The organism is Mycobacterium sp. (assembly GCF_052144515.1).
Classification (GTDB): Bacteria; Actinomycetota; Actinomycetes; order Mycobacteriales; family Mycobacteriaceae; genus Mycobacterium.
The window spans coordinates 1-12,095 of sequence record NZ_JBKQQD010000242.1; the positions used below are offsets into that span (position 1 = coordinate 1).

At 64.9% G+C, this 12,095-nt stretch carries 12 protein-coding genes; 4 read left to right on the plus strand and 8 right to left on the minus strand.

Features of this window, described 5'->3' with window-relative positions:
* Positions 1-120: 120 nt before the first annotated feature.
* Positions 121-1,170, minus strand: coding sequence for a non-homologous end-joining DNA ligase (gene ligD, locus ACLP9N_RS16665; protein WP_442408458.1), 1,050 nt, complete (start codon positions 1,168-1,170; stop codon positions 121-123).
* A gap of 37 nt (positions 1,171-1,207) precedes the next feature.
* Here ligD and ACLP9N_RS16670 point away from each other — a divergent pair, with 37 nt between their 5' ends.
* The 3 genes from ACLP9N_RS16670 to ACLP9N_RS16680 all read left to right on the plus strand — a co-directional run bounded on the left by ACLP9N_RS16670 (position 1,208) and on the right by ACLP9N_RS16680 (position 4,309).
* Positions 1,208-2,284 carry an ATP-dependent DNA ligase gene (locus ACLP9N_RS16670; protein ID WP_442408459.1) on the plus strand — a complete coding sequence of 359 codons (1,077 nt, stop codon included), beginning with the start codon at positions 1,208-1,210 and terminating at the stop codon, positions 2,282-2,284.
* A gap of 86 nt (positions 2,285-2,370) precedes the next feature.
* On the plus strand, positions 2,371-2,811 hold the full coding sequence (locus tag ACLP9N_RS16675; RefSeq protein WP_442408460.1) for a hypothetical protein: 441 nt from the start codon (positions 2,371-2,373) through the stop codon (positions 2,809-2,811).
* Positions 2,798-4,309, plus strand: a complete 1,512-nt coding sequence (locus tag ACLP9N_RS16680) for a GMC family oxidoreductase (protein WP_442408461.1) — start codon at positions 2,798-2,800, stop codon at positions 4,307-4,309. Before ACLP9N_RS16675 ends, ACLP9N_RS16680 begins: the two co-directional genes overlap by 14 nt.
* 4 nt (positions 4,310-4,313) lie before the next feature.
* Here ACLP9N_RS16680 and ACLP9N_RS16685 read toward each other — a convergent pair whose 3' ends face one another.
* Genes ACLP9N_RS16685 through ACLP9N_RS16700 form a run of 4 tightly spaced genes read right to left on the minus strand, consistent with a single transcriptional unit; the run spans position 4,314 to position 8,588 of the window.
* Positions 4,314-5,552, minus strand: a complete 1,239-nt coding sequence (locus tag ACLP9N_RS16685) for a cytochrome P450 (RefSeq protein ID WP_442408462.1) — start codon at positions 5,550-5,552, stop codon at positions 4,314-4,316.
* Between the two features lie 59 nt (positions 5,553-5,611).
* Positions 5,612-6,106 carry an NUDIX domain-containing protein gene (locus ACLP9N_RS16690; protein ID WP_442408463.1) on the minus strand — a complete coding sequence of 165 codons (495 nt, stop codon included), beginning with the start codon at positions 6,104-6,106 and terminating at the stop codon, positions 5,612-5,614.
* Between the two features lie 5 nt (positions 6,107-6,111).
* Entirely contained in the window at positions 6,112-7,470 is a 1,359-nt protein-coding gene (locus tag ACLP9N_RS16695) for a WS/DGAT/MGAT family O-acyltransferase (protein ID WP_442408464.1), read from the minus strand.
* A 41-nt stretch (positions 7,471-7,511) separates the two neighbouring features.
* Positions 7,512-8,588 carry an SDR family oxidoreductase gene (locus ACLP9N_RS16700; RefSeq protein WP_442408465.1) on the minus strand — a complete coding sequence of 359 codons (1,077 nt, stop codon included), beginning with the start codon at positions 8,586-8,588 and terminating at the stop codon, positions 7,512-7,514.
* 240 nt (positions 8,589-8,828) lie between these two features.
* Here ACLP9N_RS16700 and ACLP9N_RS16705 point away from each other — a divergent pair, with 240 nt between their 5' ends.
* Positions 8,829-9,605, plus strand: a complete 777-nt coding sequence (locus ACLP9N_RS16705; RefSeq protein WP_442408467.1) for a lysophospholipid acyltransferase family protein — start codon at positions 8,829-8,831, stop codon at positions 9,603-9,605.
* A 5-nt stretch (positions 9,606-9,610) separates the two neighbouring features.
* Here the strand turns inward: ACLP9N_RS16705 and ACLP9N_RS16710 are convergent, their stop codons facing one another.
* The 3 genes from ACLP9N_RS16710 to ACLP9N_RS16720 all read right to left on the minus strand — a co-directional run bounded on the left by ACLP9N_RS16710 (position 9,611) and on the right by ACLP9N_RS16720 (position 11,814).
* Positions 9,611-10,003 (minus strand): DUF1330 domain-containing protein, encoded by a 393-nt coding sequence (locus ACLP9N_RS16710; RefSeq protein ID WP_442408466.1) that lies wholly within the window; start codon positions 10,001-10,003, stop codon positions 9,611-9,613.
* A 15-nt stretch (positions 10,004-10,018) separates the two neighbouring features.
* A complete protein-coding gene (locus ACLP9N_RS16715) occupies positions 10,019-10,273 on the minus strand; it encodes an alpha/beta fold hydrolase (RefSeq protein ID WP_442408468.1) in 255 nt (84 codons plus the stop codon).
* A gap of 146 nt (positions 10,274-10,419) precedes the next feature.
* Positions 10,420-11,814: an IS1182 family transposase gene (locus ACLP9N_RS16720; protein WP_442408469.1), complete on the minus strand. Its 1,395-nt coding sequence runs from the start codon at positions 11,812-11,814 to the stop codon at positions 10,420-10,422.
* Between the last annotated feature and the right edge of the window lie 281 nt (positions 11,815-12,095).

Sequence of the window (12,095 nt, forward strand, 5' to 3'; positions counted from 1 at the left end):
TTGCCCTCGACACGCAGGGATCGGTTGAAGCTGGTGCGCAGCGATTCGAGGGAGTCCGCAGAGCCAGACATGATGCCAAGGTTATCGGGCGAGTAGCTGCCATGCTAGTGGCAAGTTTGGCTACTTCCGCCTGTTCTTACTGTTCAAATCCCTATTTCGGCTCGGCTGCACCCGTTTGGGCTCCCCCGGCATCTTCGGGTAGTTCGGCGGATAGGGCATGTCGCCGAGCCCGCGCTGTTCGTCGGCCTCAGCCATCTCCAGCAGCAGTGCAATCGACTGGGCCTCGTCATCCATTGCGACCCACGGGTCCTCGCGGCGCCGCACCAGGTCTGGCACGGTCGCCATGGTGTAGTCGTCCGGATCGGCGGTGGCCAGTTCGTCCCAGGTCAGCGGCGTCGAGACGGTCGCGATCGGGGTGCGCCGCACCGAATACGGCGACGCCATGGTGCGGTCGCGGGCGTTCTGGTTGAAGTCGATGAAGATCCGCGCGCCCCGTTCTTCCTTCCACCACGATGTGGTCAACTCGTCCGGAGCGCGCCGCTCCACCTCGCGGGCCAGGGCAATGCCCGCCCGGCGGACCTGGATGAAGTCCCAGTCGGTGGCGATCCGCAGGAAAACGTGGATACCGCGTCCCCCCGACGTCTTTGGGTATCCGACCAGTCCGAGTTCGTCGAGCAGCGATCGCAACACATCGACGGCAACCGCGCGCGCTTCGGCAAAGCCGGTCCCGGGCTGGGGATCCAAGTCGATGCGCAGCTCGTCGGGGTGTTCGGTGTCGGGGCAGCGCACCTGCCACGGGTGCAGCGTCACCGTGCCCATCTGCGCCGCCCACACGATGGCCGCCGGATGGGTCACCTTCAGCGCGTCGGCGGTCCGGCCCGACGGGAACGTCACCCGGCAGGTCTCCAGATAGTCGGGATGATGTTGCGGTACCCGCTTTTGGTAGATCTCTTCGCCGTCGATGCCGTCGGGGAACCGCTGCAGATGGGTGGGCCGGTCGCGCAGCGCGGCCAGCATCGGACCGGCGGCTTCGACTGCCAAGGCGCGGTAGTACTCGACGAGCCGCCGCTTGGTGCCTTGCGCTCCGAGCGTGGGGAAATACACCTTGTCGGGGTTGGTGACGCGCACCGCGATGCCGGCGACGTCGATTTCTTCTGCTGCCGCGGCCATATCTCGATTGCAGCACGCCGGACGCCAGAATGGGCCTATGGACTTACCCGTCATGCCGCCGGTCTCGCCGATGCTCGCCAAATCGGTCAAGGCGATCCCGCCAGATGCCTCGTATGAGCCGAAATGGGACGGCTTCAGGTCCATCTGCTTTCGCGACGGCGATCAAGTCGAACTGGGTAGCCGCAACGAGCGTCCGATGACCCGCTACTTTCCCGAGCTGGTCGCGGCGGTCACCGCAGAGCTGCCGGAACGGTGCGTGATCGACGGTGAGATTGTCATCGCCACCGACCACGGCTTGGACTTCGAGGCGCTGCAACAGCGCATCCATCCGGCCGACTCGCGGGTGCGGATGCTCGCCCAGAAGACACCCGCTTGCTTCATTGCGTTCGACTTGCTTGCCCTCGGCGACGACGACTACACCCGGCGACCGTTCAGCGAGCGGCGCGCCGCCCTCGTCGAGGCTCTAGCTGTTTCGGCGGCCGGTTCGGCCGCGTCGATCCACGTCACGCCGGCAACCACCGATCGGGCGACCGCGCAGCGATGGTTCGAGGAGTTCGAGGGGGCCGGTCTCGATGGCGTCATCGCCAAGCCGCTGACGATCACCTATCAACCGGACAAGCGCGTCATGTTCAAAATCAAGCACGAACGAACCGCCGACTGCGTAGTCGCCGGTTACCGAGTGCACAAGTCCGGCGGGGAGGCGATCGGCTCGCTGCTGCTCGGGCTCTACCAAGAAGACGGACAACTCGCATCAGTGGGCGTGATCGGCGCTTTCCCGATGGCCGAACGACGACGGCTGTTCACCGAGTTGCAGCCGCTCGTTACGGATTTCGACGATCATCCGTGGAATTGGGCCGCCCACGAAGCCGGCGAGCGCACACCACGCAAGAACGAATTCTCCCGCTGGAATGCAGGCAAGGACCTTTCGTTCGTGCCGATGCGGCCGGAGCGAGTGGTCGAGGTCCGCTACGACCACATGGAAGGTCGACGCTTTCGCCACACCGCCCAATTCAACCGGTGGCGCCCCGACCGCGACCCACTCTCATGTACCTACGATCAAGTCGAACAACCGCTCACCTTCAGCCTCGGCGACATCGTGCCCGGCCTTGTCTGAGACAAGACGAATTTTCCGTAACACAAGGTGGTCCGGCTGTAAGACACGGCTAAGCTGTCGTGATGCTTCACGTAGCCGCACTGCTGGTGGCCGGTTCCGCCACCCTCGACGACGACGGCGCGCTCAGTGCCACGCGCATACCGACGACCTGCTACGAGATCGACGAAGTCCCCTTATCGGCAGAGGTCCCAGTCGTACTCGTCGTGCATGCGCGAGCTGGTGGAGACTATGACCCGCAGCTCTATATCGTGTGCAAAGATCCGGCCGGAGTGCGGCGCGGCAGCGTTCAGGCGGCGTGGCACTGGCCAGATGATGACAACAAACCATCCAAGTACCGGTGCTTCACTCAACAGATCCCATTCGAGATCGAGAGCGAAGGTGAGTACACGATCGGTGTGTATTACGACGCCGAAGGCATGATCGAAATGGCCACACCGACACCGGTTTCGATCTTGCTGACCACGGCGAAAGCTGCCGCCATTAACGGCGACAGCACCGAGGAGAGCCTCCAGTTTGGCGGCATTTGACTTCATCGTGGTCGGTGCCGGCTCTGCCGGTTGCGCGGTCGCGGGGCGGTTGGCGACGCAGTCGTCGTCGAGGGTGCTGCTAATCGAGGCCGGCGGTTCGGATCGGCGGCTGGAGGTGCGGGCACCGCTGGCGTTTGGCCGCCAGTTCGGGACCTCGCTGGACTGGGCGTATGAAAGCGAGCCGGAGCCCGGCTGCGCCAATCGGCGGATCGGACAACCGCGTGGCCGCGTGCTTGGCGGCACCAGCGCGATGAACGGGATGGTCTGGGTCAAGGGCAGCAATCTCGACTATGACGGCTGGCGGCTGCCCGGCTGGAGCTGGGATGACGTGGCGCCGGTGTTCGCGCGGATCGAACAAGGCCCGATGCGGGTGACCCGGGTGGCATATCCGGACGAACTTTCTCAGCGCTTCGTCGCCGCGGCGCGTGCCGCGGGCATCGCGTCCAACGACGACGTCAGTGGACCCGAACTTGACGGCGTTGCAATCGCCCCCGTCACAATCCACAACGGCCAACGCTGGACCACGGCGCGCGGCTACCTTCACCGGCAGAAGAATCTGACCGTCATCACCAAGGCCGAGGTCCGTCGGGTCATCATCCGCAATGGTCGCGCTGTCGGTGTCGAGTACCGGCGCCGGGGACGTCAGCAACAGGCTTTCGCCGACCAGGAGGTCGTGGTGAGCGCCGGCGCCTTCGGCACCCCGCAGCTGCTTCAGTTGTCGGGTGTCGGTCCGGCCGATCACCTCCGTAGCGTTGGGATCACCGCGCTCGTCGACAGCCCCCGCGTTGGCGACGGACTGACCGATCACCCGGCGACCTTCGCCACCTGGGCTCTGACGCCCGGCCACGTCGGCCTGGCCGATGCCGCGAACCCAAAATGGTTGTTGCAGTGGCTGCTTGGCCGCCGCGGCAAGCTCACCAGCAACATCATGGAGGCGCTGGCCCATGTCCGGTCGACGGCTGGACTACCTGCGTGCGACTTTCAGATCGTCTTCGCACCCATCGATGTCCTGGCCGGCACTACGGGGGCGGCGCTCAAACCCACGGCATCGGTGATGCAGTCTTACTGGACGCCGAAGAGTCGCGGCAGCGTCATGGTGCGCTCATCGGATCCCGCGACGCCCCCGGCCATCCGGATGAACCTGCTGACCGAGCGTGCGGACGTCGATGCGCTGGTTCGCGCGATGCAGCTCAGCCGCGAGATCATCGCAACCGAACCGATCGCATCCACTGTCGAGCGCGAAATTTCTCCGGGTCCCGGCTCGGACCTCGAGGCGCACATCAGGGACACCGCCATCACGACGGCTCATCCGGCCTGCAGTGTCGCGATGGGCAGTCATTCCGACAGCCCTCTCGACGGGAAGCTCCGCGTCCGGGGCGTGGAGAACCTCCGGGTCGCCGACGCCTCCGCGCTACCGCAGATTCCCCGCGCCAACACCAACGCGCCCTCGATCATGATCGGCGAACGCTGCGCGGATTTCCTGCTCGCGGGCAGCTAACCACCTAGACAGTGACGGACAGCGCAGACAACCCGCGCAGCGTGACGTTCGTCTTGTACTGCGGCTCGCTGTCCAGCCCGGCGTCCGGGAAGCGTGCCGTGACGGCCGACAGCGCCACACTGGCTTCCAGCCTCGCCAGCGGGGCGCCCAGGCAATAATGCGCGCCGCGACCAAAGCCTAAGTGCCGCAACGTTCCCCGATCGGGGTCGAAGGTATCGGGCCGGTCGTACTCGGCGGGGTCCCGTTGCGCCGCGGCCAGTAGCACCATCATGGTGTCGCCCTTGATCACTGTCGTGTCCCCAATAGCCATGTCCTCAAGGGCATTTCGGCCCGCCAACTGCACCGGCGGGTCATAGCGCAGGGTCTCCTCGATGACCGCCGACGCGCGGCCGGCGTCTGCACCCAGCGCGGCCCACTGCTCCGGGTGGCGCAACATCACCAGGATGGCGTTGGCGATCAGGTTCACCGTGGTCTCGTGTCCGGCAATCAGCAGCAGATTGCACGTCGAGACGATCTCCTCCTCCATCAGCTGATCGCCGGACTCCTCCACCGCGATCAGACCCGACAGCAAGTCGTCACCGGGATCCGACCGGCGCCGCTCGATCAATTCGTGAAAGTATCCGCGCAGCCACCGGACGGCCTGCATACGCTCCCCGAACTTCTCCGCGGGCGCGCCGGTGATCGTGACGAACGGATCCAGCGCCTGCGCGAGCAAGCCGGATGCCCGGCTGAACATCGGCTCGTCCTTCAGCGGCACGCCCAGCAGCCGGCAGATGACCGCCACCGGCAGCGGATACGCGAGGTCGGCGATCACATCGAAGCGGCCGCGCTCCGCGATCTGATCCAGCAATTGCTCGACCATTGCGGTGATGTCGGGTTGCAGCGCGTTGACCACTTTGGGCGCGAAAGCCTTACTGACCAGCTTGCGCAGCCGTGTGTGATCGGGCGGATCGAGAAACAGAAATCCCGGCGGCACCAACGGTTTCGACCATGCCCCCGACGCGAGCTGTCGCTGCGCGATCGTCGAGTTCCACCGGTTACTTGATGACGAGGGATGCCGCAGCACCTCATCGCAGTCGCGAGACGTGGAAAAGACGGTGAGGTTGACCCCCGGCAGCTGAATTGGTCCGCGTTCCCGGAATTTCGCGTAGAGCGGGTACGGGTCAGCCCGGTTGGCCGGGTCCAGCAGCTGCAGCAACAACGCTTGCGATTCGGCCTGCTCGGTGGCCGTGCTCGTCGTCATGCTCACATTGTGCCCGCGCGGCCGAGGAGGCGGCCTGATGCGCTGACGCGCTGCGGCCCTTACGTTCCTTCGGTTAATCCCGCCACCGTGGGGTGCGCCATCAACAGATCGAGAAACGCCCGCTGTCCCTTGAGCAGCTTGGTGCGTGCCTGCGCCACCGGAAACCAGCCGATCCGATCGACCTCGGGGAACTCGCGCATCCTGCCCGATCCCTTCGGCCACTCCAGCTCGAAGGTGTTGCTCCGCGCCTCGGTGATGTCGAGGTCACCCCGCACAGCGAAGGCGGTGACCACCTTGCCGCTAGGTTGCTTCAGTGCGCCAAAGTCGATTCGCGGCCCACCCGGCACCGGCAGCCCGATCTCCTCAGCGAACTCGCGTTGCGCGGCACCCCAGGGATCTTCGCCCTCGGTGTACTCGCCTTTCGGGATCGACCAGGCCCCGTCGTCCTTGCGGGCCCAAAACGGCCCACCGGGATGTGCGATGAGGACTTCCACGATCCCGTCTATGCCGTCGCTGACTCGATATAAAAGCAGGCCTGCGCTGAGCTTGGGCACCGGCCCTAAACCCCAACCGCGGCTTCCAGATCGTTGAGCGACGACTCCAGATGCGCGAGCAGTCGCTGCAGGTGCGGCACGCTGCGACGGCATCCGACCAGACCGAAATCGAGATTGCCGGCGTTGTTCACCAGAGTGATGTTCAGCGCCTGCCCCTCCGGCAGCGCCGACAGCGGGTAGCTGCCGTCCAGCCGGGCGCCACCGTAGTACATCGGCTCGGCAAGTCCCGGGACATTCGAGATGACGAGGTTGAACGGCGGCGGCGTCGACGCGATGAAACCGGGCACACCCGCCAGCGTCAGCGGTGCCATGTTCAGTGCCGATAACGCCAGCACCTGCATTCGCGGCAGTTCGGCGAAGACTTTCTTGTTGCCGCGCATCGAGGCGCTGATCGCTTCGATCCGCTTTGCCGGGTCCTCGACGTCGGTGGCGAGGCTGCACAAGATGCTGCCGACCAGGTTGCCGCCGCTATCGGCTTCCTCCTTTGAGCGCAGGCTGACCGGGATCATCGCGATCAGCGGTGCGTCCGGCAGCGCATTCTGCTCGATCAGGTAGTAGCGCAGCGCCCCCGAGCACATGGCCAAGACGGCGTCGTTGAAGGTCACCCCGGCGGCCTTCTTGACCTTCAACACGCGATCCGCCGACCAGGACTGAGCGGCGCACCGGCGCGCGCCCCCGATCTTGACGTTGAACATCGTGTGCGGAGCCGCCATCGGCAGGGTCAACTGCTGCTCAAGCAGGGCCGCGCGGGCCAGCTTCACCGTCGATGGGGCAAGTCCCGCAACGGATCTCGCCGAATTGACCAGCGAACCCAACGGGGACGAACCCCCCGACTTGGGACGCGGTCGCCGAGGCAGGCTCCACATCGCCCGCACCTCGGAGTCGCTCGGGTCGACCGACAGCGTGCGCTGCATCAGCTTCATCGCCGAAATACCGTCGATCAGCGCGTGATGCATTTTGCTGTACATGGCGAACCGGCCGTCGCTCAGCCCCTCCACCACGTATAGCTCCCACAGGGGGCGGTGCCGATCCAGCAGGCTGGTATGCAGCCTCGAGGCCAGCTCCAGCAGCTCGCGGACCCGCCCCGGCGACGCCAGCGCCGAGCGCCGAATGTGGTAGTCGGCGTCGATCTCGTCGTCGTAGGCCCATGCCAAAGGGGCGATCCCGCCCATGATCGTCGCGGGGCGCTTACGGAATGTCGGCTGGAATTCGTCGTTGGCAACCATGGCGTCGGTGAACTCTCGGACAAACCCCGGACCGGCGCCCTCCGGCGGCTCGAACAGCGTCAGGCCACCCACGTGCATCGGATGCTCACGAGATTCCGCGAGCAGAAATACCGAGTCGGTGGGCGCCATGAGTTCCATCCGTCCATTAGACCGCGAACGGTGCGCGACGCGAAGCGCTCTTAGAACATCGCCGCCGAGCCGACTTCGGGATGACTGCGCATGTACTCAACGAGCCGATCGACGTAGCTGCGGAACGGGGGTGGCTCGATACCGCTGCCGGCCAGGTCAGCACGGCAATGTTCGGTCAAGTAAATGGTCGGATGCGCGAAGTAGTCGACCGCTTCGGGAGGGATCCGCATCAAGCGGTAGAGCCCCGGAACGTGCGCCAGGGACGCCTTGGCCAGCTTCCGCGGCAACCGAATCCTGATGAGTCCCCGGCCAGTTGCCTCGGCGAGGGTCTCCGCCATCTCATCGACAGTGAGCGCGCGTGGATCCGCCAGTTGATAGGTTCGGCCCTCAGAGGCGGGGAGGCCGCTCAAGTACTCGACAGCATCAACGACGAAGTCGCGCGGGACCACGTTCACGCGCGTCGCCGTCGGGTCACCAACCACTGGCAGGATCGCGCGCCTGGGCTGTCGCAACAGCCACTGCATGACGAAGTAGGGGCCGTCGAACTTCTGCGTTTCACCGGTACGACTGTCCCCAACGACAATTGCGGGGCGATAGACCGTGGCCGGCATGCCCGCAGACATGTGCCGGCGGACATCCGCCTCGGCGAGGTTCTTGGTCTCCTCGTAATAGTTGTTGAACGGTGCGCCGACTTCGAGGTCGTTCTCGCCGAACGGACCGGCATAACGGCCGCTGACATAGCAGGTACTGAAGTAGTGCAGGCGCGTCAACTTGGGACAACGCTCAAGTGCGTCCAGGACGTTCCGGGTGCCGTCGACGTTGACACGAACCGCCACGTCACGGGTCACTGCCAGGTCATACGCAGCGGCGAGGTGCCACGCCTCGGTGACCCCGATGAGGGCGTCTGCAGCAAGTCCGAGACCAGGTTGAGTGATGTCACCCTCGACCAGCTGGATCCGGCCCTCCAGGAAGGGATCGGCGGCACTCAGCTCGGCCACGCGTCGCTCTGCGAGCGTGGCGAACTTGGGCTGCACCAAACAGATTGCAGAACTGTCAACGCGTTTGAGGATGCCCGGCAGTAACGCGCTGCCGAGAAAGCCGGGAAACCCGGTCATCAATACCGTCATCGCTGCACCTCCCTGACCACGCACCACCGCAACCACGTTATCGATGCCCGGCGTTATTCAAACGGGTCTTTCGACCCACCATGGCCGCCATTGGTCCTCGGCCATGAGTACCGAGGTCTTTGGTCCCCATAAGCGGGGAAGTGTGGCTCTGTTGAGACACCTACTGCTGTGCGAGCATGACAGCACTCGAACACAACGGCAGTGGTAGTAGTGGCTAACAACGAATCGCCCCCTCCCGAGATGGCCAAGTGGGATCCCACTTTCACGGAGCTTCTGATCAACGCGGTGGCGCCCGTGATCAACCGATGGTTCCGGCCCGAGGTGCGTGGCTTGGAAACCTTCCCATCGACCGGGGGCGCCTTGTTGGTGTCCAACCATTCCGGCGGCGTGCTGACGCCCGATTGGAACGTCCTGGCCCCAGCCCTGTACGGCAAGTTCGGCTACGACCGCCCGCTGTACACCGTTGCCCACTATGGCGTGTTCTTCACACCGTTTCGCGCCGCGCTGGGCCGCCTTGGCGTTATTCATGCCAGCCGGCAAAACGCTGAGGAAGTGTTGCGCTCCGGCGCGGTAGTGCTGGCTTTTCCCGGCGGCGACTACGACGCATTCCGGCCGACGGTGAGTCAGAACGTCATCGACTTCGGTGGCCGCACCGGATACGTAAGGACCGCAATGGAAGCCGGCGTGCCCATCGTGCCCGCGGTGTCCATCGGTGGTCAGGAAACCCAGCTTTTCGTCACCCGCGGCAATTGGCTGGCAAAGCGGTTAGGATTCAAGCGAATCCGGATAGAGATTCTTCCGGTGACTATCGGTATACCCTTCGGCTTGACGGTCTTGTTTCCGGCCAATCTGCCGTTACCAGCCAAGATTGTCTATCAGGTGCTGGAGCCGATAGATATCGTCGCGCGGTTCGGCACGGACGCCGACGAGCATGAAGTCGACGCCCATGTGCGCTCCGTGATGCAGAGCGCGCTGGATCGCCTAGGCCGCGAGCGCCGCTGGCCCATCCTGGGCTGATCGCATTATGGTGCGTCCGCTGCGAGCGACCATGCGGACGTCGCGATCAGGTCGCCGCGCTCCAGCCCGGCGGCGCGATGCTCGTGCACTTTGGCGTACTCCGGGGTGGTCACCATGTCGAGGAACGCTTGCGGCCTGGGGTACTCGACGACGAGAATCGCGTCCCACCAAGGTTGTTCGCCATCACCGATGACGACGCCGGGCGCGGTTCCCGCGTACCGGACGGTCGCGCCGACACGTTGCAGGTGCGGTGTGACCTCCTGTGCGTACCGAAGGTAGGACTCCAGGCCACCGTAGGTCTTAAACTTCAGCAGGTTGACCATCAGCACCGGCTCGTCTGCCGGCCGCGCGGCCAGTGCCGCGATCTGCTCACGGGTGGCCTCCAGGGTGGCGCTCATCTGAATCTCCTTGTGTTAGTTAGTTTTCTGAGTCGTCATGCCTACCCGCTCACGCAAGAACGGGATGACGAACCCGGCAACCCGCTCGGGCTGCTCGAGCCACGCCCAGTGACCGACACCGGGCAAGATCTCAACTCGGGCACGCGGAAACACGCGGCGCTGGCGTTCGGCCTGCTCGACCGGGATGTAGACATCGGTAGCGCCGAACACTACGAGCGTTTCAGGATCGCGGTTGCGCAGCGGTTTGACTAGGAGCCTGGGTCGGTAAATGGCTCGGCGGGTCCACCGGTGCTGCGCGGCATGGTCGGTTTCATTGTGCGGTCAGGGTGGGGATTTCGGCATTTCGTCGCCGTGAGCGCACTTCAACGTCGTGGATGCACACTCAACCAAGCAAGCGTCGTGAAGGCCCGGGAGGGTCAGCTGGTTGCCAGGCCGGCCAGTCCGATCACGCCGATGTGGCCGTGGAGTTTTCGCAGGTTGTGGCAGGCAGCGAGTAACAGCCATTCACCGCGGGCCTGCTCGAGTCCGCGCAGCAGTAGGTGTTTGGCGTTTTGCAGGGTGTACATCTGGCCGAAGACCGGTTCGACGATCGCCTTGCGGCGGGCATAGGCCGCCTGGCCTTTCTTCGTCGTCAGTTTGCGAGCCATGCGTTGCTTGCCGGTGGCCGTGCTGGGGATCCGGCCACGCGGGGTCACCGGCGGTGGATCCTCGCGACGGAGGCGTCCGGTGGCCACATAGAACTCGGTGCCACACGTGTCGGTGAACCGCGCGGCGGCATCGAGGTTGTCAGCTGAGCAGTAGCCGGCATCAGCGAGCATCTGGCCCGGAGCCTGTCCGGTGTTGGCCACGGTCTTCTCGGTCATCGGGATCAGGTTGCCCACATCGGCGGCGCCGGTGTTGACCTCGGTAGCCACGATCACCTGATGGTCGGCGTCAACGACGGCCTGGGCGTTGTAGCACTGGTGGAAGGCGCCGTCACTGGTGAGCATGATCTTCGAATCCGGATCAGTGAAGTTGCGCTGTGCCTTCGGTTTCGGGACTACCTCATGGGCCGCGGCCTCGCCCTTGGCCGCGACGGTCTCGGCATCATCGCCGCGGCCTCGGGCGGTGGCCTCGGCCTGCTCACGAGCCCGGGCGCGGGCCTCGTCTTCCAAGGCAGCCTTGGCTTGGCGGATCTTTTCCAGCCGGGTTTCGCGGCGGGCCAGCTCTTCGGGCAGCTCGTCGCCGCGGCGGTTCTTGCCGAATTTCTTATCCTCGGCCTTATCGATGCGCTCGGCGTCGGCCAACAGCGCCGAGACCTCGTCGGCGAGGACCTTTTCCTTGTCGCTCATCCGCGCATAGCTCATCGCTTTGCGTCTGGAGGCATTGGCCCGCACCTTGGTGCCATCCAGCGCGACCTGTCCCAAGCTGACCATGCCGGCGGCCTGACACAACGCCAACGCTTGGACGAACAGATGCCCCAGCGCCGACAGGTGCCGTTTGCGGAACCGGGCGATCGCCCGATAATCCGGTGCAACACCGGCGGCCAACCACCGAAACGCGACCACATCAACGCAGGCCGCTTCCAGCCGCCGTGACGAGCGGACCCCGGTGGTGTAGCCATAGAGCAGGACACGCACCATCAGCCGCGGATCATAGGGTGGCCCTCCGCGGCCCTCGGTGTAGACCGCTTGGATACGCGACAAGTCCAGGTGCTCGTCAACCAACTCGGCGACGAACCGGGCCAGGTGCTCGGCCGGCAACCAGTCATCCAGCGACGGCGGCAACAACAACCCCTGATCCGGGTCAAACACCCGGAAGGTTTTGTCCACCGGCGGTTTCGGCGCCGCAGAATGCGTATCTACCCGCTGCGCGGCATCTACCGCGAACAACCCACCATCATCGAGATCATCAGGCACACCCCATCATCGCGTGTACCCGGCAATCAGCCGTGCACCCCGATCGGTGTGTTACTGACCCACGCTCCTAGTTGCCCGCCGAGTGCGGTGTGGCCGCGGTGGTGATTGTAGGTGTGCAGCCAGGTGGTAAGGGCCCGGCAGCGTTCGGTGTCGCCCGCCCCTAGCGTCAAGAGCGTCGATGACCATCTCGCGGG